Source organism: Caulobacter sp. GW821-FHT05F04, assembly GCF_059419665.1.
Window position 1 is genome coordinate 675,724 of record NZ_JBWKSF010000002.1, and the last position, 25,559, is coordinate 701,282.

General features: G+C 67.5%; 30 protein-coding genes. 14 read left to right on the forward strand and 16 right to left on the reverse strand.

What is annotated here, in order from left to right:
• Positions 1-26 precede the first annotated feature (26 nt).
• From AC07R7_RS07570 to AC07R7_RS07580, 3 genes are all read left to right on the forward strand, one after another.
• On the forward strand, positions 27-803 hold the full coding sequence (locus AC07R7_RS07570; protein WP_494634698.1) for a LytTR family DNA-binding domain-containing protein: 777 nt from the start codon (positions 27-29) through the stop codon (positions 801-803).
• Between the two features lie 439 nt (positions 804-1,242).
• Positions 1,243-1,938, forward strand: a complete 696-nt coding sequence (ctrA, locus tag AC07R7_RS07575) for a response regulator transcription factor CtrA (protein WP_492837090.1) — start codon at positions 1,243-1,245, stop codon at positions 1,936-1,938.
• Positions 1,939-2,196: 258 nt separating this feature from the next.
• Positions 2,197-3,573 carry a M23 family metallopeptidase gene (locus AC07R7_RS07580; RefSeq protein WP_492886145.1) on the forward strand — a complete coding sequence of 459 codons (1,377 nt, stop codon included), beginning with the start codon at positions 2,197-2,199 and terminating at the stop codon, positions 3,571-3,573.
• A gap of 1 nt (position 3,574) precedes the next feature.
• Here the strand turns inward: AC07R7_RS07580 and AC07R7_RS07585 are convergent, their stop codons facing one another.
• Positions 3,575-5,134 (reverse strand): ATP-binding protein, encoded by a 1,560-nt coding sequence (locus AC07R7_RS07585; protein ID WP_494634699.1) that lies wholly within the window; start codon positions 5,132-5,134, stop codon positions 3,575-3,577.
• A gap of 318 nt (positions 5,135-5,452) precedes the next feature.
• On the opposite strand from AC07R7_RS07585, the gene AC07R7_RS07590 reads away from it, so the two are divergent.
• Positions 5,453-6,412 (forward strand): DMT family transporter, encoded by a 960-nt coding sequence (locus AC07R7_RS07590; protein ID WP_494634700.1) that lies wholly within the window; start codon positions 5,453-5,455, stop codon positions 6,410-6,412.
• 70 nt (positions 6,413-6,482) lie between these two features.
• Here AC07R7_RS07590 and AC07R7_RS07595 read toward each other — a convergent pair whose 3' ends face one another.
• The 4 genes from AC07R7_RS07595 to AC07R7_RS07610 form a co-directional block, all read right to left on the reverse strand.
• Positions 6,483-7,772: a M20/M25/M40 family metallo-hydrolase gene (locus tag AC07R7_RS07595; RefSeq protein ID WP_494634701.1), complete on the reverse strand. Its 1,290-nt coding sequence runs from the start codon at positions 7,770-7,772 to the stop codon at positions 6,483-6,485.
• 48 nt (positions 7,773-7,820) lie between these two features.
• On the reverse strand, positions 7,821-9,875 hold the full coding sequence (locus AC07R7_RS07600; protein WP_494634702.1) for a phosphocholine-specific phospholipase C: 2,055 nt from the start codon (positions 9,873-9,875) through the stop codon (positions 7,821-7,823).
• 216 nt (positions 9,876-10,091) lie between these two features.
• Positions 10,092-11,192 carry a Zn-dependent alcohol dehydrogenase gene (locus AC07R7_RS07605; protein ID WP_492886135.1) on the reverse strand — a complete coding sequence of 367 codons (1,101 nt, stop codon included), beginning with the start codon at positions 11,190-11,192 and terminating at the stop codon, positions 10,092-10,094.
• A gap of 89 nt (positions 11,193-11,281) precedes the next feature.
• On the reverse strand, positions 11,282-11,755 hold the full coding sequence (locus AC07R7_RS07610; protein ID WP_492837081.1) for a chemotaxis protein CheW: 474 nt from the start codon (positions 11,753-11,755) through the stop codon (positions 11,282-11,284).
• Positions 11,756-11,961: 206 nt separating this feature from the next.
• On the opposite strand from AC07R7_RS07610, the gene AC07R7_RS07615 reads away from it, so the two are divergent.
• Both AC07R7_RS07615 and AC07R7_RS07620 read left to right on the forward strand, forming a co-directional pair.
• Positions 11,962-12,360 carry a hypothetical protein gene (locus AC07R7_RS07615; protein WP_494634703.1) on the forward strand — a complete coding sequence of 133 codons (399 nt, stop codon included), beginning with the start codon at positions 11,962-11,964 and terminating at the stop codon, positions 12,358-12,360.
• Positions 12,361-12,543: 183 nt separating this feature from the next.
• Positions 12,544-12,771, forward strand: coding sequence for a hypothetical protein (locus AC07R7_RS07620; protein WP_099581075.1), 228 nt, complete (start codon positions 12,544-12,546; stop codon positions 12,769-12,771).
• Positions 12,772-12,840: 69 nt separating this feature from the next.
• On the opposite strand, the gene AC07R7_RS07625 is transcribed toward AC07R7_RS07620, so the two are convergent.
• Both AC07R7_RS07625 and AC07R7_RS07630 read right to left on the reverse strand, forming a co-directional pair.
• Positions 12,841-13,410: a bactofilin family protein gene (locus tag AC07R7_RS07625; RefSeq protein ID WP_494634704.1), complete on the reverse strand. Its 570-nt coding sequence runs from the start codon at positions 13,408-13,410 to the stop codon at positions 12,841-12,843.
• A 78-nt stretch (positions 13,411-13,488) separates the two neighbouring features.
• Positions 13,489-13,731 carry a DUF2188 domain-containing protein gene (locus AC07R7_RS07630; RefSeq protein ID WP_494634705.1) on the reverse strand — a complete coding sequence of 81 codons (243 nt, stop codon included), beginning with the start codon at positions 13,729-13,731 and terminating at the stop codon, positions 13,489-13,491.
• Between the two features lie 204 nt (positions 13,732-13,935).
• Here AC07R7_RS07630 and AC07R7_RS07635 point away from each other — a divergent pair, with 204 nt between their 5' ends.
• On the forward strand, positions 13,936-14,217 hold the full coding sequence (locus tag AC07R7_RS07635) for a type II toxin-antitoxin system RelE/ParE family toxin (protein ID WP_492886126.1): 282 nt from the start codon (positions 13,936-13,938) through the stop codon (positions 14,215-14,217).
• Positions 14,192-14,518, forward strand: a complete 327-nt coding sequence (locus tag AC07R7_RS07640) for a HigA family addiction module antitoxin (protein WP_492837075.1) — start codon at positions 14,192-14,194, stop codon at positions 14,516-14,518. Before AC07R7_RS07635 ends, AC07R7_RS07640 begins: the two co-directional genes overlap by 26 nt.
• A 4-nt stretch (positions 14,519-14,522) precedes the next feature.
• On the opposite strand, the gene cobS is transcribed toward AC07R7_RS07640, so the two are convergent.
• A complete protein-coding gene (gene cobS / locus AC07R7_RS07645) occupies positions 14,523-15,533 on the reverse strand; it encodes a cobaltochelatase subunit CobS (protein ID WP_494634706.1) in 1,011 nt (336 codons plus the stop codon).
• 143 nt (positions 15,534-15,676) lie between these two features.
• Positions 15,677-16,057, reverse strand: a complete 381-nt coding sequence (locus AC07R7_RS07650; protein ID WP_492837073.1) for an RcnB family protein — start codon at positions 16,055-16,057, stop codon at positions 15,677-15,679.
• Positions 16,058-16,180: 123 nt separating this feature from the next.
• On the opposite strand from AC07R7_RS07650, the gene AC07R7_RS07655 reads away from it, so the two are divergent.
• Both AC07R7_RS07655 and AC07R7_RS07660 read left to right on the forward strand, forming a co-directional pair.
• A complete protein-coding gene (locus AC07R7_RS07655) occupies positions 16,181-16,894 on the forward strand; it encodes a phosphatase PAP2 family protein (protein WP_494634707.1) in 714 nt (237 codons plus the stop codon).
• An 80-nt stretch (positions 16,895-16,974) separates the two neighbouring features.
• On the forward strand, positions 16,975-17,601 hold the full coding sequence (locus tag AC07R7_RS07660; RefSeq protein WP_494634708.1) for a hypothetical protein: 627 nt from the start codon (positions 16,975-16,977) through the stop codon (positions 17,599-17,601).
• Here AC07R7_RS07660 and AC07R7_RS07665 read toward each other — a convergent pair.
• Positions 17,598-18,032, reverse strand: a complete 435-nt coding sequence (locus AC07R7_RS07665) for a hypothetical protein (protein WP_494634709.1) — start codon at positions 18,030-18,032, stop codon at positions 17,598-17,600. The genes AC07R7_RS07660 and AC07R7_RS07665 overlap by 4 nt on opposite strands.
• 115 nt (positions 18,033-18,147) lie before the next feature.
• Complete coding sequence (locus AC07R7_RS07670; protein ID WP_492837070.1) at positions 18,148-18,804, reverse strand: J domain-containing protein; 657 nt, start codon at positions 18,802-18,804, stop codon at positions 18,148-18,150.
• Positions 18,805-18,862: 58 nt separating this feature from the next.
• Here AC07R7_RS07670 and AC07R7_RS07675 point away from each other — a divergent pair, with 58 nt between their 5' ends.
• Together AC07R7_RS07675 and cdd are read left to right on the forward strand one after the other, a co-directional pair.
• Entirely contained in the window at positions 18,863-19,135 is a 273-nt protein-coding gene (locus AC07R7_RS07675) for a BolA family protein (RefSeq protein ID WP_492886118.1), read from the forward strand.
• A 107-nt stretch (positions 19,136-19,242) separates the two neighbouring features.
• Positions 19,243-19,671: a cytidine deaminase gene (gene cdd, locus AC07R7_RS07680; protein ID WP_494634710.1), complete on the forward strand. Its 429-nt coding sequence runs from the start codon at positions 19,243-19,245 to the stop codon at positions 19,669-19,671.
• A gap of 50 nt (positions 19,672-19,721) precedes the next feature.
• Here the strand turns inward: cdd and AC07R7_RS07685 are convergent, their stop codons facing one another.
• From AC07R7_RS07685 to AC07R7_RS07700, 4 genes are all read right to left on the reverse strand, one after another.
• Positions 19,722-20,090 carry a response regulator gene (locus AC07R7_RS07685; protein ID WP_125155551.1) on the reverse strand — a complete coding sequence of 123 codons (369 nt, stop codon included), beginning with the start codon at positions 20,088-20,090 and terminating at the stop codon, positions 19,722-19,724.
• Positions 20,091-20,093: 3 nt separating this feature from the next.
• Complete coding sequence (locus AC07R7_RS07690) at positions 20,094-21,629, reverse strand: HWE histidine kinase domain-containing protein (protein WP_494634711.1); 1,536 nt, start codon at positions 21,627-21,629, stop codon at positions 20,094-20,096.
• 169 nt (positions 21,630-21,798) lie between these two features.
• Positions 21,799-23,085 (reverse strand): HlyC/CorC family transporter, encoded by a 1,287-nt coding sequence (locus AC07R7_RS07695; RefSeq protein ID WP_492837066.1) that lies wholly within the window; start codon positions 23,083-23,085, stop codon positions 21,799-21,801.
• A gap of 9 nt (positions 23,086-23,094) precedes the next feature.
• On the reverse strand, positions 23,095-23,550 hold the full coding sequence (locus AC07R7_RS07700; protein WP_494634712.1) for a MarR family winged helix-turn-helix transcriptional regulator: 456 nt from the start codon (positions 23,548-23,550) through the stop codon (positions 23,095-23,097).
• 124 nt (positions 23,551-23,674) lie between these two features.
• Here AC07R7_RS07700 and AC07R7_RS07705 point away from each other — a divergent pair, with 124 nt between their 5' ends.
• The gene (locus AC07R7_RS07705) at positions 23,675-24,274 is read left to right on the forward strand and encodes a DUF308 domain-containing protein (RefSeq protein WP_494634713.1); all 600 of its coding nucleotides are present in this window, start codon (positions 23,675-23,677) and stop codon (positions 24,272-24,274) included.
• Positions 24,275-24,343: 69 nt separating this feature from the next.
• Positions 24,344-24,433 (forward strand): hypothetical protein, encoded by a 90-nt coding sequence (locus tag AC07R7_RS07710; protein WP_494634714.1) that lies wholly within the window; start codon positions 24,344-24,346, stop codon positions 24,431-24,433.
• Here AC07R7_RS07710 and aroB read toward each other — a convergent pair.
• Positions 24,430-25,557 (reverse strand): 3-dehydroquinate synthase, encoded by a 1,128-nt coding sequence (aroB, locus tag AC07R7_RS07715; protein ID WP_494634715.1) that lies wholly within the window; start codon positions 25,555-25,557, stop codon positions 24,430-24,432. The genes AC07R7_RS07710 and aroB overlap by 4 nt on opposite strands.
• Positions 25,558-25,559 lie beyond the last annotated feature (2 nt).

The following is a 25,559-nucleotide window of genomic DNA, read 5'->3' on the forward strand; positions in this document are numbered from 1 at the left end:
CGCATAGCGTCGCTCTATAGGAGGGCATGGCCATACGCCCTTCCGACCCGCCGCTGCTGGGGACCGCCCGTCAATGGGCGGTCGACCTTGTCGTCGCCCTGGCGGTTGGGCTGCTGCTGGGGCTGATGGGGCCGTACGGTAGCTTCTTCAATGACAGTCCGGCGCTTCGGATCGCTTACTGGATCGTCAGCATCATGGTCGGCATGGTGCTGTTTGGCTGCCTGACGCGCGTGTCCGTGGCGCTGGCCGAACGTATGCGCGCGCCGGACTGGACGGTGATCCCGGTCGTTGTCCTGGTCGGCAGCGCGATCCAGGGCCCTCTGTCCAGAGCCGCCGCCATCGCCATCTGGCCCCACCTGGAGCGCGCCGTGCCGCCGTTGGAGTGGTACGGCCAGTGCGTGGCGACCACGACCCCGATCGTCATCGCCTACTATTTCCTCCGCGTCCGGGCGCGGGAGGCGAGGCCCGCGCCTCTTACCGCCGTCGAGGCCGCGATCCCCGCCGTCGATCCGGGCGCGGTGCTCTATCTGAGGATGGAGGACCACTATGTCCGGATCCGCACCGAACACGGCTCGCGGCTGGAGATGGGGCCGCTGGCGCGGGTGACGGCGGGCCTCATCGGCGTTGAGGGACTTCAGACCCATCGCTCGTGGTGGGTGGCCCGGCGGGCGATCGCGGGCGTCGAGCGCGACGGCCGCAACCTGCGTCTGCGGCTCGTCGACGGCGAAACCGCCCCCGTCAGTCGCGCTTCGGTCGCCAAGCTGCGGGCCGCCGGCTGGCTGGCCGAGGAAAATTCACTCTAAAGGCTGCGGCAGGGCGTCGCGGGCCTCCCCGATCGTCGAGCCTTCGCCCGGCTTCTCCCGCCGGGGGCGCACTCAAGGCGTGAGCATGGCGTGCAAATTTTCGCGGCGGAACGTCGCAATCTCGCCTCAAAGGCGAACGCCGGTCGGACGGGTCTTAACCGCATAACGCTGTTTGGATCGTTGCGAGCGCACGGATTTTAGGGATTTGACCGCCCCAGTTAGGGACTTGGAAAGGGCCCTCGCGGCGCCTGCGACCAATGTGTCCAGCGTCCCGTCCACGGCTTGCACCCGATTCGCAAATCAGATTAACCATTCGACCAACGGAAACATTCACCATTAACCAGTCTTAAATTAACTCACCGGCAGAGTGGCCGAAGGGTTTTCCGGCGGGCTTCCGCCTAAGACGTTCGAATACGCCAGATTTGGCGTGGAGGGGCTCATGCGCGTACTGTTGATCGAGGATGACAGCGCGACTGCGCAGACCATCGAGCTGATGCTGAAGTCTGAAGGCTTCAACGTCTATACGACGGATCTGGGTGAAGAAGGCGTCGATCTGGGCAAGATCTACGACTACGATCTGATCCTGCTCGACCTCAATCTTCCGGACATGAGCGGCCTCGATGTTCTGCGCACCCTGCGGGTCGCGAAGATCAACACGCCGATCATGATCCTGTCGGGTTCGTCGGAGATCGACACGAAGGTCAAGACCTTCTCGGGCGGCGCCGACGACTACATGACCAAGCCGTTCCACAAGGACGAGATGATCGCTCGCATCCACGCGGTGGTCCGTCGTTCGAAGGGTCACGCGCAATCGGTCATCAAGACCGGCGACATCATCGTCAACCTGGACGCCAAGACGGTCGAAGTGAACGGCAACCGCGTTCACCTGACCGGCAAAGAGTACCAGATGCTCGAGCTGCTCTCCCTGCGCAAGGGTACGACCCTGACCAAGGAAATGTTCCTGAACCACCTGTACGGCGGCATGGACGAGCCCGAGCTGAAGATCATCGACGTCTTCATCTGCAAGCTGCGCAAGAAGCTGGCGGCTTCGGCCCACGGCAAGCACCACATCGAGACGGTCTGGGGCCGCGGCTACGTGCTGCGCGACCCGAACGAGCAGGTCAACGCGGCCTAGTCTCGGACGAACTCAGTAAGCGTAACAGTACCGCGTACCCAAGACGCCCGCCGGAAACGGTGGGCGTTTTCTTTTATGGATCATATGGTTGCGCTCCATTCTTTAACGACCGTTAACCAAGTCGTGACAAAACGACCGAAGCGCCGAATAGTCCTTGCCGACGAGAGCACGCCTCGCGCATGGTCCGGCGCGACGATTGCTGGGGGTTACCCGGCCGTGTCATTTTGACTTGCGCGGCATCGAACCGACGGGGGCACGATGCAGGAATTTGATCCGCGACGCAGCGCCACGCGCTGGGCGCCGAGGGTTTTCACCGCCGTGGCCGGCATGGCCGCCCTGGCGCTGGGCTGGAAACTGACCGCCGACGATGCGCAGCCGACCGCGGTCCGCGCGCCGCTCGATCCGGCCGCCCTCACCGCCTTGCAGCACGTGGCCTTCGCCAGCGCCGAGGCTCAGCCCGGCTTCGAGCGTCCCGAGAACATCGCCGTCAAGGTCCGGCCGGGCGAGACCCTGCAAGGCGCCGTGCAGCGCGCAGGCGTCGCCCCGGAAGACGCGCAAGCGGTCGTCGCCACCCTTCAGGGCGCCATCGACACCGTCAACATCAAGGCCGGCATGGCCTTCGAGGCCGCGGTCGCTCAGCGCCGCAGCCAGCGTGGTCCGGCCCGCCTGATCGGCCTGTCCATGCGCACCAGCCCCAACTCGACCCTGACCGTCTCGCGCACCTTCGACGGCGCCCTGCGCCTGCGCGAGCTGGAAGAGAAGGTGAAGGACGAGAAGAAAGTCGCTTGTGGGGAAATGAACGGCTCGTTCTACGAGAGCGTGGCCAATGTCGGCGGCACCCCGGCCGTGATCAGCGAGGCGGCCAAGCTGTTCTCGCACAAGATCGACTTCTCGCGCGACATCCACGAGGGCGACCGCTTCTGCCTGGTGTTCGAGCGCAAGGTCACCGAGAGCGGCCGCACGATCGAGGCCGGCGACCTGGAATACGCCGAGGTCAAGGGCCAGAAATTCTACGCCTTCGATCGCAAGGACAGCGACGGCAAGCGCCAGTTCTTCGACGAGCTGGGCAAGAACATCAAAGGCTTCCTGCTGCGCACCCCGGTGGACGGCGCGCGGATCACCTCGGTGTTCGGCATGCGCAAGCACCCCGTGCTGGGCTACACCCGCGCCCACCAGGGCGTCGATTTCGGGGCCGGAACCGGCACCCCGATCCTGGCCGCCGGCGACGGCGTCGTGCTGGAGGCCAAGCGCTGGGGCGGCTACGGCAACTGGCTGCGCATCCGCCACGCGGGCCAGTGGGACACCGGCTACGGCCACATCTCGCGCTACGCGCCCGGCATCCACGCTGGCTCGCGTGTCCGTCAGGGCCAGGTGGTCGCCTATGTCGGCTCGACCGGCTTGGCGTCGGGCCCGCACCTGCACTACGAGGTCTGGCTGAAGGGGCAGCGGGTCAACCCGATCGGCGCCAAGGTCCCGCAAGGCACGATCCTGGCCGGTTCGGAGCTGGCCTCGTTCAAGTCGCAGAAGTCCCGCATCGACCGCATGCTGGCCGAAGGCGGCCAGGCCGTCAGCGGCGAGGACACGCCGAAGCTGGCCATGGCGGACCTGGAAAAGGCCAAGAGCAGCCTGCGGTAGTCTAACCCACCGCCGCCCGGATTCCCGCCAGCAGGTTCGCCGCCGTGATCGGCTTGGCGACGTGCAGGTCGGCGCCGGCTTCCAGGGTCTGTTCGCGGTGGGCGGTCAGGGCGTTGGCGCTCAGCATGATGATCGGCGTGCGGGCCGCGCCGCTTTCGGCCTCTAGGGCGCGCAGGGCGCGGGTGGCGGCCAGGCCGTCCATGCGCGGCATCTGCACGTCCATCAGCACCACGTCGAAGGTCCCGGCCCGGAAGGCGTCGATGGCCTCAAGTCCGTCATTGACGGTCTCCACCTCGGCGCCCAGGGTCGCGAGGATCAGCTGGGCCACGCGCTGGTTGGTCGGGTGGTCCTCGACCAGCAGCACCCGCAGCGGGGCGTCTTCGTTTTCGATCGGCGCGGCCTGGGCGTCGCGCGGGTCATCGGCCTGCTCGGGCGGCGCATGGGGCAGGTCCAGCACGACGGTGAAGCGGCTGCCGGCCCCGGGGGTCGAGGCGGCCGAGATCTCGCCGCCCATCATCTCGACCAGCGAGCGGCAGATGGACAGGCCCAGACCCGTGCCGCCGAACCGGCGGCTGATCGAGGCGTCTGCCTGGTGGAAGCGGCCGAACAGGCCGGCGGCGTGGTCGGCGTCGAAGCCGATGCCGGTGTCCTCGATCTCGAAGGTGAGGGTGGTCTTATCGCCGGCCGTCTCCGCGCGGACGCGCAGGGTGACCTCGCCGGCCTCGGTGAACTTGACGGCGTTGGACAGCAGGTTGCCGATCACCTGACCGATCCGTGTGCCGTCGCCGAGATAGCGGCCGTCCGTTCCCCTGGCCGTCGCGTCCAGGCCGTGCAGCCGCAGGGTCAGACCCTTTTCCTCGGCCCGATGGCGCATGACCTCGATACACGGGCGCAGGGCCTGGTCGAGGTCGAAGGGGCGATTCTCCAGCTCCATCTGGCGAGCCTCGATCTTGGCGATATCGAGGAAGTCGGAGACCAGCCGTTCCAGGGTCGCGCCGGAGTCGCGGATCAGGCCGACCATCTCGGTCTGCTCGGCGCTCAGCGGCGTGCGGGCCAGGGCGTCGACGATGCCGATGACGCCGTTCAGCGGCGTGCGGATCTCGTGGCTGATATTCGCCAGGAAGTCGGTCTTGGCGCGGTTGGCCGCCTCGGCCGCCGCCTTGGCCTCGACCAGCGCCCGTTCGGCGGCCACGCGCTCGGTCACGTCGCGCGCCACGCCGTAGATGCGATCGCCCAATCGCTGGGCGCGCCACTCCAGGGTCCGGTAGTGGCCATCCTTGTGGCGATACCGGTTGGTGAAGCCCAGCACCGTGTCGCTGTCCCGACGGTTCTCCACCTCCATGACGCTGCTCAGGGTGCCGGGCATGTCCTCGGGATGGACCAGACGCAGCAGCGGGCGGCCCTCCATGTCTTCTGGGCGGTGGCCCAGCTGCGCCTCCCACGAGCGGCTGGCCTTCAGCACGCGCCCGTTGATGTCGCGGATGATCAGCAGGTCCAGCGAGACATCGAAGAAGGCGCTGATGTCGCCGGCCAGATTCTCGTGCGGGGTCGTCTGAGCCATGGTGAACGGGATCCTTGCTGCCGCCGAAAGTTTCGCCAGGGGCGAAGCGTCCAGTAAAGACGTCGATATCAGTGACGCTCGAATAGATGAACAACCAAGAGGGGGTTTGCGAAAGGACGGGCGTTCTGCGTTGAGGGCTATCCACTTAAGGTGGAGAGAACTTGGGGGAAACGTCGTTATCTCAATAGAACTTGGCGAGTGTTCTCGTGCTGGCCTCCAGAAGTCGCGTTTCAGGCGGCGATTGAAGCGCGCTGACCCAGGCTTTAGAAGCTCCGCTTCGGACGAGGTGTTTCGCCCGCAACCTCGAGCGAGCCCGCGTTGTCCCAGCCCCGCGCCGATCTCTATCGCGACCGTCGCTTCGTCGTCGGCGTCGCCGTGCTGTGCTGCCTGCTCTGGGGCAGCGCCTTCCCGGCGGTGAAGGCGGGTTACGCCCTGCTGCATGTGGCCAAGACCGACATGGCCACGCAGATGCTGTTCGCCGGCTGGCGCTTCCTGGGGGCGGGGCTGATCCTGCTGGTCCTGGCCGTGCTGGGCCGCCGGTCGATCGCCGTGCCGCGCGACCGGATCGCCTCGGTGGTGGGGCTGGGCCTCGTCCAGACCACGCTGCAGTACGTTTTCTTCTATGTCGGCCTGGCCCACGCCAGCGGCGTGAAGTCGTCGATCATGAACGGCACGGGGGCGTTCTTCAGCGTGATCCTGGCGCACCTCCTCTATGCCAACGACCGCCTCACCGCCCGCAAGGCGGCCGGCTGCCTGTTGGGCTTCGCCGGCGTATTGGTGGTGAACCTGGGCGGCTCAAAGGGCGTGAAGGGCCTCGATTTCGAGTTCACCCTGCTGGGCGAGGGCTTCGTGGTCATCGCCGCCTTCGTGCTGGCGGCCGCCTCGATCTGGGGCAAGACCCTCTCGCAGAAGCTGGACCCGATGGTGATGACCGGCTGGCAGCTAGCCATCGGCGGCGTGGGACTTCTGGCGATCGGCGAGATCGGGGGCGGCCACCTCTCCGGCTTCGATGTCCGGTCGCTGGCGCTGCTGGCCTATATGGCCGGCCTGTCGGCGGCGGCCTTCGCGCTTTGGAGCCTGCTGATGAAGCACAATCCGGTCGGGATGCTGGCGGTGTTCAACTTCCTGATCCCGGTGTTCGGCGTGCTGCTGTCGGGGCTGTTCCTGCACGAGCCGGTGCTGGCCTGGAAGAACGCGGCGGCGCTGGCGCTGGTGTGCGGCGGGATTTGGCTGGTGACGCGGCGCGGCCGTCCTCGCCCTTCGACAAGCTCAGGGTGAGGACGACTTTTAGCGCGGGGCTTGAGTAGAAACCTCATCCTGAGCTTGTCGAAGGACGAGGTTTCGCTTCTCAGTTCATCCCCGCCACGGCCAGCAGCGCCGCCAGGCCCACCTGCATGCCCTGCACGCTGGGCGCCTTCTCGACGTCGATCCATTCGTCCAGGGCGTGGGCGCGGCCGGCCTTGCCGCCCGAGCCGATGGTGACGGCGGGAATGCCCAGGCTCATCGGCACGTTGCTATCGGTCGAGCTGTCCTGGTGCTCGGGCTTCATGCCCAGGGCCGAGATGGCGGCGGCGGTCAGCACCACGATGTCGGAGGTCTGGGGCGTGGTCCCGGCCGGGCGCTCGCCGATCACCTTGGCGTCGTAGCTGATCTTGCCGGCCCCCGTGGAGCGGGCGGCGTTCTCGCCCGCGACGGCCTTGTCGAGGATGCCGATGAAGGTCTGATCCAGCTTGGCCAGTTCGGCGGCGCTTTCCGAGCGCATGTCGAACTCCATGAACACGCTGTTCGGGATCGAATTGACCGAGGTGCCGCCGCCGGTGACGCTGGCCGAATAGGTGACCTTGGGCTCCTTGGGGGCCTGCACGGCGTAGAGGTCGACGACGGCCTGGCTCATCGCGGTCATCGGGTTCACGAGGCCGAACGCACCGTAGCTGTGGCCGCCCGGACCCTTGAAGGTCACCCGATAGCGCTTGGAGCCGACGCCCCGGTCGACGATCCGCGACGGGTCCGAGCCGTCCATCGAGAAGAAGGCGCTGATCCGGCCCTTGTACGGACCCTTGTTGAACAGGAACCGCGCGCCGCGCAGATCGCCGGGGCCTTCCTCGCCGACATTGCCGACGAACAGGATGTCGGCCTTGGTCGAGATCTTGGCCGCGTCCAGGGCGCGCATATAGGCCAGCAGGGTGGCCAGGGACCTGGTGTCGTCGCCGATGCCGGGGGCCATCAGCCTGGTCCCCTCGCGCTTGACCTTCACGTCCGTGCCTTCGGGGAAGACGGTGTCGAGGTGGGCGGCCAGCACCACGAACGGGCCCTTGCCCTTGGTCACCGTGCCCGGGCGCACGCCCATGACATTGCCCTCGGCGTCCATCTCGACGCTCGTGAGGCCGTGGGCCTTCAGCATTTCGAGATAGGCCTTGGCGCGGGCCTCTTCCTTGAACGGCGGGGCCGGGATCTCGGTCAGGGTGACGATGTCGGCGACCGTGCGATCGAAATCGGCGTCCAGCTTGGCGGCGGCCGCCTTGAAGGCGGGCGACGCGACCATCTTTGCGACGGCCTTGGTCGGGTCGGCCTTAGGCGCGGCGAGTGTCGGTGTGGCGATCAGAACGGCGGCGAGTACGAGAAGCGAAGGGCGGAGCATGGCGAATCCTCGAGGTTCGCCACACCCTAGCCAAGCTGCGCCGCCTGGCTAGGCCGTCAGCCGCGCCGCGCCCCCCATCAGCGGGTCGCTGATCGAGTCCTTGCCGGTCTCGATCCGTCCCGCCAGCCGCCGCAGCCAGGCCGGATCGGCGGCGTCGCGGACGGTCAGGTCGTACCAGCCTTGCTTGGTCGTGAAGGTCTTGGCCTGGGTCGCGCCGGCCGCCAGGCTGACGCGCCAGGGCTCGGAGCCGCCCTCGACCAAGACGGTGCGCGGTTCGTGGCCGGTATTGGTCAGGGTCAGCCGCATCGCGCCGCCGCTGGCCCGCCCGGTGACCTCGACCCCCGTCGCGGTCCCGGTGAAGCGGCGGTGGAAGCCGTTCGGCCCCAGCACCCACAGGTCGTGCGGACCGGCCGGCCAGGCGTCCGCCAGCGAGGCCTGCGGACCGATCGTGTAGCGGCGCGGAACCGCGTCCAGCCGCAGGCGGTCATAGACGTGCAGCACCGCCGCCTGGGCGCCCGCATTGGTCAGGCTCAGGGTCATGGCCCCGTCCTTCACCCGGCCGTCCACGGCCAGGGCGTAGGGCAGAGCGCGCGAGGGACGGGTCCCCTTGGCCTGGACCGGGGCGACGATCGTCGTCGGCGTCGGCGGCTTAATCTCCTTCAGCTTGGCCGCGCGGGCCGCGGTCTCGGCGGTCGGCGGCAGCGGGGCGAAGGGCTTGTGGTTCGGGGTCTTGAAGTCGAAGCACGAGGTCAGGTCGCCGCACACCGCCCGCCGCCAGGGCGCGATATTGGGCTCCATCACCCCGAAGCGCGTCTCCAGGAAGCGGATCACCGAGGTGTGGTCGAAGACCTGGCTGTCGACCCAGCCGCCCCGGCTCCACGGCGAGATGGCGTAGAGCGGCACGCGGGGACCCAGGCCATAGGGCCGGTTCATCAGGTCATCGCGCTCGGACTTGGCCTCGGTCGGGTTGCGCACGGTGTGGTGCATGCCCGTCAGGTCGATGGTCGAGCCGCCGATCAGCTTGCCGTCCGCGTCCTTGGACGGCGGCGACGGGGGCGGCATGTGGTCGAAGAAGCCGTCGTTCTCGTCGAAGTTGACGATCAGCACCGTCCGCGCCCAGACCTTGGGATCGGCGGTCAGGGCGTCGATGACCCGGGCGGTGTAGTCCGCGCCCTGGGCCGGGCTGGACGGGGCGGGGTGCTCGCTGTCGGCGGCCGGGGCGATGATCCACGACACCTGCGGCAGGCGGCCGGCGACGACGTCCTCGCGCAGCTTGTCCAGGTGCCAGGTGCTCAGGGCCAGGTCCTTCAGGCGCTTGTCCGAACCCGGAGCGTCCTTGTGGGCGTCGCGATAGGCCTTGAAGCCGGCCAGCGGGTTGTCGGTGAAGTTGTCGGCCATGTCCTGGTAGATCCGCCAGGAGACGCCGGCCTTCAGCAGCCGCTCGGGATAACTAGTCCAGGTGTAGGATTCCGCCGCCCCGCCCTTGTCCGGGAAGTCGTCGTGCGAGTTGGAGATCGACGGGCCGCCTTGCGTGCCGGACGGGTCGTTGGTCCCGGTCCACAGGAACAGGCGGTTGGTGTTGGTCCCGGTCTGGGTCGCGCAGTGATAGGCGTCGCAGAGGGTGAAGGTCTCGGCCAGGGCGAACTGGAACGGGATGTCGGCCCGCTCGTAATAGCCCATCGACCAGGCGTGCTTGGCGTCGGGCCAGCGGTCCATGCGGCCCTGGTCCCAGGCGTCCTGGGCGTCGGTCCAGCTGTGCGGGGTGCTCTCGACCCGCATGTGGGCGAAGGTCTTGGTGGTCTCCAGCGGGAACGGCGCCAGCAGCTGGTCGCCGTAGCCCTGGACGAAGACCGAACCGCCCTTGCGTTTGGCGGTGTCGCGCACCGGAATCGGGAAGCGGTCGCCGAAGCCGCGCACCCCGGCCATGGTTCCGAAATAGTGATCGAAGCCGCGGTTTTCCTGCATCAGGATCACCACGTGCTCGACGTCCTTGATCGTGCCGGTGCGGACGTCGGCGTCGATCGCCGCCGCCCGGGCCAGGGCCGGCGGCAGGGTCATGGCGCCGATCGCGGCGAGCAGACTACGGCGGTCGAGCTGGGGCATGAGAGAGCGCTCCGGAGAAGGGTTCGCCGGAATTAGCACAGCTGATTGATCAGGGATGTGACAACTGGACTAGACCAATCCAATTCTTGTCATCCCGGCCGAACCCCGGCGAAAGCCGGGGGTAGAGCCGGGACCCAGGGGGTGACGAAGCGCGATGCGCGCCGCCCCTGGGTCCCGGACAGCCTCTACGAGGCTTCCGGGATGACAAGGTTAGGATCAATCAAACACGATCACCGACCGCGCCAGTTCCCCGCGCTTCAGCTCGTCGAACGCGCTGTTGACGTCCTCCAGCTTGATCCGGCGCGAAATCAGTTCGTCCAGCTTCAGCCGGCCCTGCATGTAGAAGTCCACCAGGCGCGGCATGTCGACCGGGAAGCGGTTGGAGCCCATGTAGCTGCCCTGGATCCGGCGCTCTCCGAGAAAGTCGACGCCGTGCAGCTCGATCTTGGTTCCGACCGGGATCATGCCGATCACATTGGCCGTGCCGCCCCGGCGCAGCATCTTGAACGAGGCTTCCGCCGTGGCCTTCAGGCCGATGGCCTCGAAGCTGTGGTGGACGCCGCCGCCGGTCAGCTCGACCACGGCCTTGGCGATATCGTCGACGGCCGAGGCGTCGATCACGTCCGTCGCGCCGAAGGTCTTGGCCAGGGTCAGCTTGGAGGGCATGCGGTCGATGGCGATGATCCGGCCCGCGCCGGCGATCGCCGCGCCGTTGATGGTGGCCAGGCCCACGCCGCCGCAGCCGATCACCGCCACGGTCTCGCCCGGCCGGACGTTGGAGGTGTGCATCACCGCCCCGACCCCGGTCATCACCGAGCAGCCGATCAGGGCGGCGCGGTCGAACGGCATGTCCTTGCGGATGGCGACGCAGGCGTGCTCGTGCACCAGCATGTACTCGGCGAAGGACGACAGGTTCAGGAACTGGGCCATCGGACCGGTCCCGCCGCCCAGGTCTTCCTTGAAGAGGCGCGGCTCGCTGCCTTTCGGACGCTTGGTCTCCGGGCTGACGCACAGGTTCATGTGGCCCGTGAGGCAGACCTCGCAGTGGCCGCAGTAGGGGTTGAGGCAGGTGATGACGTGGTCGCCGACCTTCACGGTCCGCACCTCGTCGCCGACCGCCTCGACGATCCCGGCGCTCTCATGGCCCAGCACGGCGGGCAGGGGATGGGTGTAGGAGCCCTCGACGAAGTGCAGGTCGGAGTGGCAGACGCCGGCGGCCTTGGTGCGGATCAGCACCTCGCGCGGTCCCGGCTTGCCGATGGCCACGGTTTCGATCTCGAGGGGCTTGCCCACCTCGCGCAGAACAGCGGCCTTCATGCGTGTCTCCCTTTGACCTGCGGGGAGACTAGCGTTCCGTCCAGCCCAAACGGAAGAGGTATTCGAACAAATGTTTGGACTGGTCGGCTTTACGCGGCCAGCGCCTGTTGGCGTTCCGGCAGGATGCGGCTGACGGCCAGCAGGACCGTCATGTCGCCTTCGCCGCTGGTGATCACGGCCGCGACCAGCGGGGAATCCTCGCCGTCGCCCAGGGACGGGGGCGCATTGATGTGCTCGGCCTCGACGGTGAAGCTGTCGCAGACGGCGTCGACCAGCAGGCCGGCGACGTCGTCATGGTTCTCGACCACGATGATCACCTGGCGCGCGCCGTCCTGGGCGGGGCCCTTGCCGAGGCGCCACGACAGGTCGATGACCGGCATGACCTGGCCGCGCAGATTGATGACGCCGCGCACGTAGGGCGGGGCTTCGGGCAGCGGAGTCGGCGGGGTCACGCCGCGGATCTCGCGCACCGCGCTGACGGGGACGCAATAGGTCTGGGCCCCGACCTCGAACGAGAGGACCTGCAGGGCTTGGCCTTGGGCGTAGGACACGGTGTCGGTCATGAGGGCGGTCTCCGTGGAGGTCGCAAAGATCTGTTCCGACCCACCTTTCCTGAAAAAGATGAACAAACCCGTTCCGACGATCGTTGAAAGACTTCGTTCAGGCGCCGTTCAGGCTCGGAGTCCGATCGTCCACATGACGCTTGAGACGACGCGCCGCGCCGCCAGAAAGCGAAGGACCCAAGTTCGAGAGAGCCAAGGAGGCCATCATGGCCAGCAAGATCATCACCACGGTCGGTCGGGTCGCCGCCGGCGTCGCCGCGCTCTCGCTGGTCGCCGCCGCGACCACGGCCTCGGCCGACCCGCGCTACGGCCACTATCGCGGCCATCGCGGCAATGACACCGCCGCCGTGGCCGTCGCCGCCGGCATCGTTGGTCTGGCGGTCGGCGCGGCGATCTCGGACGGCAACCGCAACGATCGCTACGACCGCGGCTACTACGACCAAGGCTACTACGCCCCGCCGCCGCCCCCGCCGCGCTATGGCTATGGTTATGGCTACGGGTACGCCCCGCGACCGTACTACGGCCGCCCGGCTCGCGATTGCTGGACGACCCGCGAGTACGACCGCTGGAACGGCGCGTACTACGAGCGGACCGTCTGCCGCTAAGCCATCATCGGATCAGGTCGCCGTTGTGAGCCGGCGACCGGATAGGCGCTGTCCGCCCCGACACGCCGTCAGCCCCGACGTCTTCGGACGTCGGGGCTTTTTCGTTTTGGGGATTCGGGGACTCGACTCCGGCGAACAATGTGAACAAAAAAGGAACATTACCGCGCCGCAGGAGGATCGCCCATGTCGTTCGCCGATCAGACTTCCGTGTTCCAGAGCCCGTTCGGCGCCGGCCTGCGCCTGACCGACGATCGGCTGGACATCGCCGAGGCCGTGCTGGCGGGGGCGTGGCGCACCTTGCGCGCGGCCGGGTTCGGCGAGGCCGAGGTCCAGGCGCTGTTCGACCAGATCGCCGACCGGCCCGAGGACCTGGCGCGCCGCCTGCGCAAGATGGCCAATGCGGCGGCCTGAGCTGCGCTTGCCATAGGCCATCCTACTCCTGACGAGTCAGGACCGATGATGCACCATGGGACTACACACCTAGTGCGCGACGTGGCTGTACGGCGTCTGCGACGCCGACGGCGGAGCGGTCGGCGCCGGTTGCGGGGCCGGCTGGGCGTGGGCCTGGGGCTGAGCTTGAGCCGCTTGCGGTTGCGGTTGCGGTTGAGCCGGGGCCGGGGCCGGGGCCGGGCGGCGGAACTTCAGGCTGCGGCCCTGGAACTGGGCGCCGGTCTCCATGGCCAACTGCTCATGGGTGATGTCGCCGTCGATTCGCGCCGTGCCGTACAGGCGCACGGCCTGGGCCGTCACCGCGCCGATCACCAGGCCGTGGATCTCAATGGCCTGGGCGATGATCGAGCCCTCGATGCGGGCGTTCGGACCGACGATCAGCTTGCCCACCTTCACATCGCCCAGCACCACGCAGTCGAGATGCACCTCGACGTCGCCGACGATGTCGCCGCGGATGGTCAGACCCTGGCTGAACATCGAGGCGGGCTTAGGGCGCGCGGGCGCCGGCGCGGCCGGTTGCGCTTGCGGCGCCGCGGCGCGACCTTGATCCAGCGGGGTCAGGGCCAGCGGCGCGGCGGTGTCTTTCTTCTTGGCGAACATCGGCGGCGACCTTTGTCTCAAAATGGGCTTCAGGAAGCACCATCCCGCAAGAACCGGGCCGATTTCAGGACTGAGCCGTCAGGCGTCCTTGACGTGAGTGGTGGGGCGATCCTCGCCGGACGAGACTTCCTGATGCCAGACGGCGTTCTTGTCCTCGTAGGTGATGCCCTCGGTCTCGCCCGAAACCCGCTGCTCGCCGGCCGCGCGTTGGGCCGCCTTCAGCGCCGCGTCGTGGCTGGGAAAGGTCTCGGAGAAGGTGTCGCCCACCTTATAGGCCCAGCCGCCGTCGTGCTCGACGATGATGTAGGTGAGGTCGGTCATGGGGCGTCTCCAAGTAAGCGTCGCAGGTGAACGGGGCGCCAGGGGAGGGGGTTCCGGATGGCGAGTCTTGTCGGATCGTGCGGCAGATGACGATCGCCGTCCATCGATTGCGATGCAATCTATAGTAACATAAATCTACCATGGCGAGTTTAATGAGGGCGCCATGATTGAACCGCATAACGTTATGCGTTATGGTTCTCCAAGGTGATCAGAGGTTTCGCCAATCGCGAAACCCAGCTCATCTGGGAAGGCGCGCGCTCGCGTCGACTGCCTGATGACATACAGGCCTCGGCTCTGCGGAAGCTGCGTATTCTCAATCGCGTGGCGCGCCTCGATCAATTGCGCGCGCCGCCGGGCAATCGGTTGGAGGCGTTGCAGGGCGATCGCGCCGGGCAACACTCCATTCGCATCAATGACCAGTGGCGAATCTGCTTCCGCTGGCGCGACGGGAATGCCGAGGATGTCGAAATCTGCGACTACCATTGAGATCGACCCGGCCGATTGGCTGCACAATCCCACGCCGGGCGATATCTTGCTGGAGGACTTCCTGAAGCCGATCGGCATGAGCCAGACGGCCTTGGCCAAGGCGATCGGCGTGCCGCCGCGCCGTATCAACGAGATCGTCCTGGGCAAGCGGGCGGTGACGGCTGACACCGACCTGCGGCTGGCCCGCTACTGGGGTCTGTCGGAAGGCTTCTGGCTGCACCTGCAGACGGATTTCGACCTGATGGAGCAGAAGCGGAAGATGGGCGCGGAGCTGGACAAGATCACGCCGCGGGCGGCGTGATCTTTTAGGCCACCTTCACCCGCGCCGCGCTTTCCGGCAGGTCCGTTCCGAACGCGCGCTGGAAGAACTCGGCCACCGTGGGGCGTTCGAGCTCGTCGCACTTGTTGAGGAAGGTCAGGCGGAAGGCCAGGGCCACGTCGTGATCGAAGATCTCGGCGTTCTGGGCCCAGGTGATCACCGTGCGCGGGCTCATGACCGTCGAGATGTCGCCGTTCATGAAGGCGTTGCGGGTCATGTCGGCGACGCGGACCATGGCCGAGATCGTGCGCTTGCCCTCCGTCGTGTCGTAGGACGGGTTCTTGGCCAGCACGATCGCCGCCTCGACGTCGTGCTCGAGGTAGTTGAGCGTGGTGACGATCGACCAGCGGTCCATCTGACCCTGGTTGATCTGCTGGGTGCCGTGATAGAGGCCGGTGGTGTCGCCCAGACCGATGGTGTTGGTCGTGGCGAACAGGCGGAAATACGGATTGGCGCGGATGACGCGGTTCTGGTCGAGCAAGGTCAGCTTGCCGCCGGCTTCCAGCACGCGCTGGATCACGAACATCACGTCCGGACGGCCGGCGTCATATTCGTCGAACACCAGGGCGATCGGGCGCTGCAGGGCCCAGGGCAGGATGCCCTCGCGGAACTCGGTGACCTGCTTGCCTTCCTTCAGGACGATGGCGTCCTTGCCCACGAGGTCGATCCGCGAGACGTGGCTGTCCAGGTTCACCCGGACCAGCGGCCAGTTCAGGCGCGCGGCGATCTGCTCGATGTGGGTCGACTTGCCGGTGCCGTGATAGCCCTGGACCATCACGCGGCGGTCCTTGGCGAAGCCTGCGCAGATGGCTTTCGTCGTCTGCGGATCGAACTTGTAGGCGGTGTCGATCTCGGGAACGTGCGGGTCGCGGTGCGAGAAGGCAGGAACCTTCATGTCGCTGTCGACGCCGAACGCGTCTCGGAGCGTCACCCACTTGTCGGGGACCAGGGTGATCAGCGGATCGGCGGCGGAGCTGGTTTCGGCGAACTCGGGCATGACATCGGATTAAACGCTTGAGCCCCCCCGTTTCAATTGGAATCCAATTGAAACGAAAGTTTGAGTCCGCGGAGCGCGACCAAAGTCACGCTTTGGGGCAGGGAAGAAGGCGCCGCGTCGCGGCGCCCGCTCCAGCGCTATTTCTAGTGGTTGGCGATGATCACCGAGGCGATCAGGCCGGTCGCGACGGCGGCCAGGACGTATTGGTCGTTCACGCGCTGCCAGCGATAGCCGCGCGGCGGCTGGCGCAGGCCGTAGCGACGATAGTCGCTGACGTAATAGCTGTTGCCGCGATAGCGGTGGTCCAGGCGTTGGCCCTTGGCCCAGCGGCGATACTCGCGTCGGTCGTCTCGGCGGTCGTCGCGGCGATCCATACGGTTTTCGTGACGCGCCTGGTCGCGGCGGCCTTGTTCATAGGCCTGGTTGCCGCGATGGTTGTCGTTGCGATAGTCCTGGGCCGAAGCGGCGCCAGCGCCGCCGGCCAGCATCAGAACGGCGAGCGAAGCGGTGATAAGACGTTTCATGGTCGGTCTCCTTGGAAGGTGAAAGCACCCTAGGATGCTCGACCTAGAGGCGGGATGAACGGCCCCGCTCAGCTTAAGTTCATGTTTCATTTGAGATATGTTGTTGCGAGAAGTGTCGGCTAGATGACCATCCGTTTGATCCGCATCGGCTTTCCGGGATTGCTGTCCGCCGCGCGCCGCGAATTGGGCGCGACCAGCGCCCTGCTGGTGGTCACGCTGGGCGGCTGGGGCTTCCTGTCGATCGCGGATGAGGTGGCCGAGGGCGAGACCCGGGCGCTGGATCTCTCGGTGCTGAAAGCCCTGCGGGTCGACGGCCAGCCGCACGAACTGATCGGGCCTGGATGGCTGCACGTGGCCGCCGCCGACGTCACCGCTCTGGGCTCGGTGACGGTGCTGGGCCTGATCATCCTGCTGGCCTTCGCTCTGCTGGCGTCCCTGCGCCGCTGGAGCGAGGGACTGCTGCTGGTGGCCGGGGCGGGGGGCGGCCTGCTGATCAGCCAGGGCCTGAAGCGGGTGTTCGAGCGCGAGCGGCCCGATCCGGTCTACCGCGCGGTCGAGGCGGTCAACGCCAGCTTTCCGTCGGGCCACGCCATGCTGTCGGCCGTCGTGTTCCTGACCCTGGGCGTGCTGGCCGCGCGCTTCGCCGAGCGGCGGCGGGTCAAGGTGCTGGCGGTCGGGGCGGCTGTGCTGGTCAGCCTGCTGGTCGGTCTCAGCCGCGTCTATCTGGGCGTCCACTGGGCCAGCGACGTCCTGGCCGGCTGGTGCATGGGCGCGGCCTGGGCCATGGCCTGCTGGCTCGTGGCCTTCCTGGTGCGGCGGCGGATTTTCGCCGCCTAGGTGTTTCCCGCTCGCGCCCAGGTGTAGGGCCCATATAAGGCGCAGCTATGCGGCGACCTGCGCCGCGTCGGGGATCTGTGATGCTGTTTCTGTGGGGCTCCAAGCGAGTCAGCAAGCCCATCTGGAACATCGGCTATTCAGGCTGTGAGCAGTGCCGGCTCGAGCAGCCTTGTTCGGCCCGGCTGGACTATACCATCCGTCATTTCTGGTATGTGTGTCGGTGGGTCACGGGCAAGGAATACACGGCTTTCTGTGACGTCTGCCGCAATCGAATTGGCCTGCTGGATCCGAAGATCGTCGAGGCCAAGCTAAAGAAAAACCCGGTTCCGTTTCTGGATCGCTGGGGATGGGTGTTCGCCTTGGCCGCGTTCGCTGGTCTGGCCGCTTGGGTGGCCGTCGAGGAGAAAAAGGCAGGCATGCGGGATGTGGTCTACCTGAGCGCGCCGCGTGTCGGCGATATCTACAGCATCGTCGACGACCGTCTCGCCGCGCCAGGCTGTTCGGATTGCCGCTATGGCGGGGCTCTGGTTGCGGCTGTGCAGCCTGAAGGGGTCTATGTCCGCGAGACCAAGACCGTGTCGAACAAGCCTTTCAGTCCTAGGGGCGAACACTACTACATGGATCAACGCGAGTTCGTCTCGATGAGCCAGTTGCGAGACATGAAGGCGCGGGGCGTGATCACTCGGGTAGACCGTGAGGCGCCCTAAGCGGCCTTCGGCTTTGGCCGCCACCTGAGTTCCAGCGTCGTCCACACGGCTCCGACCATGTCGAACAAGCCCACGGCCAGCCAGGCCTTGGGCAGCCAGTCCAGCAGGACGAAGGCGCCGATCACCACCAGAGAGAACACCCGCAGCACCACCGAGGCCCGCATATAGGTACGCTGCCCGGTCCAGCCGGCGACGTGATAGCCCATGGCGTAGGCCATCAGCAGCAGGCCGGCGAATCGCACCCAGGGCAGGGAGGCCGTCTCGACGTGGGCGTGCAGCAGGGCCAGCACGGGACGCGGCGCGACGGCCAGGGCCAGGCCCGCCGTCGAGATCAGGCCGCCCCAGGCCCAGATGCTCCAGGGTTTGCCGAACGGCACCGGGGTCACCGGCGTCGGCGGATCGACCGGCGCGCGCCAATCTGGGTCGGTCATGAGATGTCTGTCCCTCGCCCGGAAAGGCGGCGCGAGGATGGCCCAGGCGTGGGTCGCTTCGCAAGCTCGGAGCGATTTGGCCGTCGCGCGGCCGGGAGCGCGGGGAGGGGAGGCCCTAAGCCTTCACCATCCCCGACTTCTGCAGGGTCTTGTACGCCTTGATGACCCTCTGGAGCTTGTGCTCGGCGCTGCGGTCGCCGCCGTTGGCGTCGGGGTGGCAGCGCTTGAGCAGTTCCTTGTACTTGGCCTTGATCGCGGCGCTGTCGGCGCCGGCTTCCAGGTCGAGGTCGGCCAGGGCCTGGCGTTCCAGCTTGCCCAGGCTGCGCTCGGCGGCGTCGCGCGCGGACTCGGCCTTGCGCTGCTGGGCCCGGAAGATGCCGAACGGGTCGGCGAAGGCGCGGGCGTCGCGGGCGGCCGCCGCGGCGGCTTCCCGGGAGTTGGCGTCGGCCTTGAAGCTCCACGTCGGGCGACCGCCGGTCTGGCGCTCAGCCTCCTGGGCGGCGCGGATCTGCGCCTCGCTCATGCCGGCGTAGAAGTTCCAGTTCTTGTTGTACTCGGCCGCGTGCTGCTGACAGAACCAGTAGTGCTGGTTCGGCAGGTCGCGCGACTTCGGCGCCTTGGTCGATCCCGCCAGTCGGCAGTCGGGATGATCGCAGCGCTTCTCGCCGGGCTTGAGGCCCAGGACGTCGTTGACCACGTCGTCCTCGCCCTTCTTGGGAGGGCGGACGCGGATGTCGGTGAATTTGGGGCGATACTCGAACGGCCGGTTCATGGCGCTTAGAGTAATCCCGCGCTATTTCCGTTCAAGGATTGACATGCAAGAGACGCACATGGGCGACGTCACGGACACCCTGCTTCGCAAGCTGAACGAGGCTTTTTCGCCCTCGAAGCTCGAACTGGTCGACGACAGCGACCGCCATCACGGCCACGCGGGCCACACCGGTTCGGGCGAGAGCCACTTCAATCTGCGAATCGAGGCCGAGGCCTTTGCCGGCAAGGCCTTGGTGATGCGCCAGCGCATGGTGATGAAGGTGCTGGCCGAAGAGTTGGCGGGGCCGGTCCACGCCCTGTCGATCATCGCCAAGGCGCCCGGCGAGGCGTAAGGCGGCGCTTAATTTTTTGCTGGCCGGCGATGTTTGTCGTTGATTTGGGGCTCTGCGGCTGATTGCCTCTCTCCCCGGCGCGATCCTGCCGGCAGGCCAGAAACCGCATGAGCGCCGACGTCACCCAAAGCCCCGAATCCGTCGAACAGGACGCCGCGCGGATCCTGCCGGACCTGCTGTCGCGCGCCTACGCCCGCTATTCGAACTTCACGGTGGCCGCGGCGGTGATCGACGACGAGGGCCGCGCGCACTACGGCGTCAATATCGAGAACGCCGCCTATCCGGTGGGCACGTGCGCCGAACAGACGGCGATCGGGGCGATGATCACGGCCGGCGGCTCGCGGAAGATCGACAAGGTGCTGATCGCCGCCGGCTCCGACGCGGTGGTCCAGCCATGCGGCGCCTGCCGTCAGCGCATCGCCGAGTTCGCGGGCGAAGCCTGCGAGATCATCTCGGTCCAGGGCGGCCGAACGACCGAGCGGATCCCTTTCTGGACCTTGCTGCCCCATTCCTTCGGGCCGCGCGACCTGGACTGACTGGCCGCGCGAAATTCTTGCGATGAGCCGTTTCTCTGGAGGGGAGCGGCCTAAGCCGTCTGGCCGACCAGGGTCTCGAGCACACGGCGCAGATCGGCCTCGCGGAAGGGCTTCTGCAGCACGGTGGCGCCGCGGTGGTCGTCGGTCAGGCCCGCCTCGCCATAGCCGCTGGCGAAGGCGAAGGGCACGCCGCGCGCCTTCAGGGCGTCGGCGACCGGGAAGATCGGGCGGCCGCCCAGATTGACGTCCAGCAGGGCCGCGTCGATGTCGGCCGACCCCGCCAGGCGCAAGGCTTCCTCGATCTCGGCCGCGGGACCGACGATCGTGCAGCCGAGGTCCGTCAGCATGTCCTCGACCAGCATCGACACCAGCGCCTCGTCTTCGACGACCAGGACCTTCAGGGACGTAAGAGTCTTCATGTTTCAGGGCTCCAGCGCGCGCAGGGGCAACGCCATTTGGCAGACGAGACCAGCGGCATCATAGGTCAGCTCGACCCCGCCGGATAGCTCGGCCGCAAGACCGCGCTCCAGAAGGCGCACACCGAAGCCGCGGCGGGCGGGCGGGGTGACCGGCGGACCGCCGCTTTCGGTCCAGGTGAGACGTAAAACGCCATCCTCGATGGCCCAATCGACGGCCACGTGGCCGTTCGGGGTCGAGAGAGCGCCGTACTTGGACGCGTTGGTGGTCAGTTCGTGAATGCCCATGCCCAGGGCCACCGCGGCCTTCGGATTGAGGCGCACGTCGCCGGCATAGGTGAAGCCGACGCGGTCCTCGCCGGCCATGGCGTGCAGCTCGAGGTCGAACACCTCGCGCAGGCTGGCGCCGGCCCAGCTTTCGCGGGTCAGCAGGTCGTGGGTGTGCGACAGGGCGATCAGCCGGGTCTCGAAGGCGTCGCGGAAGAACTCCGGCGCGGCGACCGACCGCAGGGTCTGGGCGGCGATCGACTGCACGGTGGCCAGGCTGTTCTTCACCCGGTGATTCAGCTCGTTGACCAGCAGCTTCTGACGTTCCTCGGCGCGCTTGCGCTCGGTGATATCCAGCGACACCCCGGCCAGGCGCCGCACGCCGCCGTTGTCGGCGCTCGTGGCCGCGCGGCCGCGAGCGTGCAGCCAGCGCAGCTCGCCGGTCGGGTGCACCACGCGATACTCGATGTCGTAGTTCGCCCCGTCACGAATGGCGCTCTCGATCGCCGCCAGGACGCGCGGACGATCCTCGGGATGGATGGTCTCGATCAGGTCGGCGAAGGTGAAGACCTCGTCCGGCCGGCGCCCGTAGTTGAGCTTGCAGAGGTCCGAGGCCTCGTAGGTCTTGGTGGCGACGTCCAGATCCCACGACCCCATGCGGCCGCTGTCGAGCGCGAACTTCAGCCGCTCCTCGGCCCGCCGGCGCTGGGTCAGTTCGGCCACGGCTCCGGCGTTCAGTTTGATCGAATCGATGGTGGCCGCCACCTGGGCGCCCAGGCCGATGACCAGGGTCTCGTCGTGGAGGCTGAAGCGGCCCGGCTCGGGATGGCCGAAGAACAGGCCGCCCAGCACCTCGCCCCGCCGCGTGGCGACCGGAATGGCCAGGTAGCTGCGAACCGGAAGATGCCCCTCCGGCATGCCCTTGCGCGGGGCGTTCCTGCCATAGCGCGGGTCCTGGGTGATGTCGTCCGACCGCACGACGCCGGCGTTCTCGAAGGTGGGGGCGAAGACCTCGGTCTTGCGGAGCTTGGGGAAGCTGGCGAACGCTTCGGGCGCGGCGCCCGACAGGCGATAGAGCGCGTAGGATTCCCCATCCGGCTCAAGCTGATTGTAGAAGAACGCCCCGAACGCGGCGCCGACGATCTCGCGCGCGCCGTCCAGCACCACCTGCACGCAGGTGTCGATGTCGGTGCTGCTGGTCACGGCCGCGTTCACCCGGGCCAGGGTTTCGGACTTACGGATTTCGTCGGCGAGGGCGGCTTCCAGCTGGGCCAAGCGCGCTCGCGCGTCCGGCTCATCGCCGTCGCGAACCCTGCTCTCAGCCACCAAGCTGGCCAAACACGCCCCCTAGAGTCCGGACCGCCCCTGGTCCGCAAGGACGCAAAACGCGCCTTTTTCGATCCGGTTCCCAGTCATCGAAATGGGCGACCTTGACTGTAGAGATTCAGAGTTCGGCGTCTTCGTCCAGGGGGGCGCTGATCCGCAGGGCGGTGATCTGGTTCCTCTGCCGGCGGAAGACCTGGAAGCGGTGATGGTGGAAGATGAAGGTCTGGCCCGGCTCGGGGATCATCTGGGCCTCGTGGATGACCAGGCCGGCGATGGTGACGGCGTCGCCTTCGGGCAGGCGCCAGTCCATGGCGCGGTTCAGGTCGCGCACCGTGACGTGGCCGTCGACATAGACCGAGCCATCCTGCTGGCGGCGCACGCCTTCCAGCGCGGTGTCGTGCTCGTCGTCGATCTCGCCGACGATCTCCTCGAGGATGTCCTCCAGCGTCACCAGCCCCTGCAGGGCGCCGTACTCGTCGACGACCAGGGCGAAGTGGCTCTTGCGCTTGAGGAAGGCGTTGAGCTGGTCCTTGAGGTTCGTGGTGTCGGGAATGAACCAGGGCTCGCGCAGGATGGCGGCGATGTCCAGGCCCTCGACGCCCGTCGGCGATTGCGCCAGGGCCTTCAGGAGGTCGCGGGCGTGCAGCACGCCGATGATGTTGTCCGGCTCGTCGCGATAGAGCGGGATGCGCGTGTGCTGGGCCTCCAGCACTTCCTCGACGAGGTCGCGGGTGGGCTGGTCGGCGTCCAGCAGGACCATCGACTTGCGGTGGACCATGATCTCCGAGACGTCCATGTCCGACAGGTCCAGCACCCCGCCCAGCATCCGCCGGTCGTCGGTCTCGACCAGGCCCTCGGAATGGTGGTAGTCGACCGCGCCGCGGATCTCCTCGTGGGCGGCCAGCACGTCGACGGCCATGTCCAGCTTGACCCCGAACACCCGCAGGGCGCGGCGCACGATCCACTGGATCACGTAGATGATCGGCCCGAACGCCCGGACGATGAACAGGGTTGGGCCCGACAGGGCGCGGGCCGTGTCGTCCGGGCGGACGATGGCCACGGTCTTGGGCAGCACCTCGGCGAACACCAGCACCAGCACGGTCATGGCGGCGGTGGCCACGGCCACGCCCCACGGTCCGGGGATCAGGCGGGTCAGCACCTGGGTCGCCAGGGCCGAGGCCAGGATGTTGATCAGGTTGTTGCCCAGCAGCACCGCCCCGATCATCGTCTCCTGGTCGGACAGCAGCTTGTTGACCCGCCGGGCCGGCGCGTCGCCCTCGCGCTCCAGCTGATGCATCCGCGAACGGCTGGCGCCGGTCATCGACGTCTCGGCGGCCGAGAAGATCGCCGACAGGGCCAACAGGGCGATGACGATGGGCGCGAGGCCGAGCAGGGCGGTGAGCATGGGGGTGTTCTACTGCCTGGGCTGGTCGCTGACAAAGCGCGCGACCGAGTCCCGGAACGCCTGGACGTCTTTGTTGAGCTGGACGAGACGCGCGACGTCCATGCCGGCGGCGGCGAACAGGGTCTGGCCCAGGCACGTGCTGCGCGCCTGCATGTCGCGGCCGGCGTCGGTCAGGCTGACCACCACCTGGCGTTCGTCGGCCGGATTGCGCACGCGGCTGACCAGGCCCGCGCCCTCCATCCGCTTGACCAGGGGCGTGACGTTGCTGGAGTCCAGGCCCAGCCGCTCGCCGATCGCGCCGACCGAAAGGCCATCGGTCTCCCACAGCGCGCTCAGCACCAGGTACTGCGGATAGGTGATCTCCAGCGCGTCCAGCAGCGGCTTGTAGGCGCGGTTGATCGCCAGGCTGGCGCCGTACAGCGAAAAGCACAGCTGCTGGTCGAGCGTGGGCATGTAGTCGGACACGGCGAGGCTCCTGATCGTCGGTGTTTCCTACCGCGAAATTAGATGTCGTGACAAATATTGGCTGGACTCGCCGGAGGCGGCTCTGTAGAGCATCATAATATGTCACGACATATAATGTCTCGGCATGAAATTTCAGCTCCAGAACTTCAGCATCAGGGAGGCCGTCATGGCCCAGGTCGACAACGTCCAGCGCGACGGTCTCAAGCGCTACTATTTCCTGCGGGCCGGCGTCTCGGTGGCCTGGATCCTCGCGGCCGTGGCGGTGGGGACGCACAGCCCGCTGGCGGCCGGCGCGCTGCTGGTGGCCTATCCGGCCTGGGACGCCCTGGCCAACGCGCTGGACGCCCGGTCCAACGGCGGCTTCGCGGCCAACGGGCCGCAGACTTTCAACCTGGTCGTCAGCCTGCTGGTCGCCGGCGCGGTGCTGCTCACGCTGCAGACCGATCCACGCCGGGTGCTGACCGTGTTCGGCGTCTGGGCGGCCTTCTCGGGCATACTGCAACTGGCCGCCGGGATCCGTCGCTGGCGCTCGGTGGGCGGCCAGTGGCCGATGGTGCTGAGCGGCGCGCAGTCGGTGCTGGCGGGCGTGTTCATGATCAGCCAGTCGCTGGTCGCGGGCGGCCATCCGATGACGGCCGTGGCGATCGCGCCGTACGCCGGCTTCGGGGCCTTCTACTTCCTGGTGGCGGGTATCGCGCTGGCGGTGAAGGGGCGACGCAAATAAGGGCTCTCCTCCCCCTTCATGGGGGAGGTGGATCGGCGCGGATACGCGACGAGACGGAGGGGGCTAGTCATGAGCCGATGGCGCGGCGCTGACCCCCTCCACCGCCGTTCGGCGGTCCCCCTCCCTCAAGAGGGGAGGAGAGAATACCGACCGCTCTAAACCGCGCCTTCCTCCACCAGGAACGCCTTCAGCGCTTCCCGGTCGACGTCCTTGGCCACGAAGGCATCTCCGATCCCGCGCACCAGCACGAAGGTCAGCGCGCCGCCCTCGGCCTTCTTGTCCTGGCCGCAGTGGGCGATCAGGGCGTCGGCGTTGAACGGTTCGGGGCGGACGTCGCTCATCCGGGTCGGCAGTCCCGCCGCCTTGATCGCCGCCTCGGCGCGGACCGCGTCCTGGCTAGGGCAGAGGCCCAGCTTGGCCGAGAACCGGAACGCCTGGGCCATGCCGACGCCCACCGCCTCGCCGTGCTTGAGCGCGTCGCCGAAGCCCATCTCGGCCTCGATGGCGTGGCCGAAGGTGTGGCCGAGGTTCAGCAGGGCGCGGCGGCCGGCTTCCTTCTCGTCCTCCTCGACGATTTCGGCCTTCATCTCCACCGAGCGGCCGACGGCGCGGACCAGGGCGTCGACGTCGCGCTCCAGCACCTTGGCGACATTGGTCTCCAGCCACTCGAAGAAGGCGAAGTCGCCCAGCAGGCCGTACTTGACGATCTCGGCATAGCCGCAGGCCAGTTCGCGGGCCGGCAGGGTGGCCAGGACGTCGAGATCGGCCAGCACCAGGCGCGGCTGATGGAAGGCGCCGATCAGGTTCTTGCCGCGCGGCGTGTCGATGGCGGTCTTGCCGCCGACCGAGCTGTCGACCTGGGCCAGCAGGGTGGTCGGAACCTGCACGAAGTCGATCCCGCGCTTGTAGATCGCCGCCGCGAAGCCCGCGAGGTCGCCGACCACGCCGCCGCCAAACGCCACGATCTGGTCGCCGCGCTCCAGGCCCAAGGCGAGCAGGCGGTCGGAGAGATCGGCCAGGCCCTCGAAGCTCTTGCTCTCCTCGCCGGGCGGGATGGTGATGACGTCGACCGCGACGCCGGCCTTCTCAAGCGAGACGGCCAAGCGCTCGCCGTGGTGCTCGCCGACATTGGCGTCGGTGACGATGGCGACCCGCTTGCGCTTGCCCAGCCCACTTCTACCAAGCACCGGAGCGATCCGCTCGCCGGCCTTGTCGATCAGGCCCGGACCGATGACGACGTCATAGGCGCGATCGCCCAGCCCCACGGAAACGGTGCGGATCATGG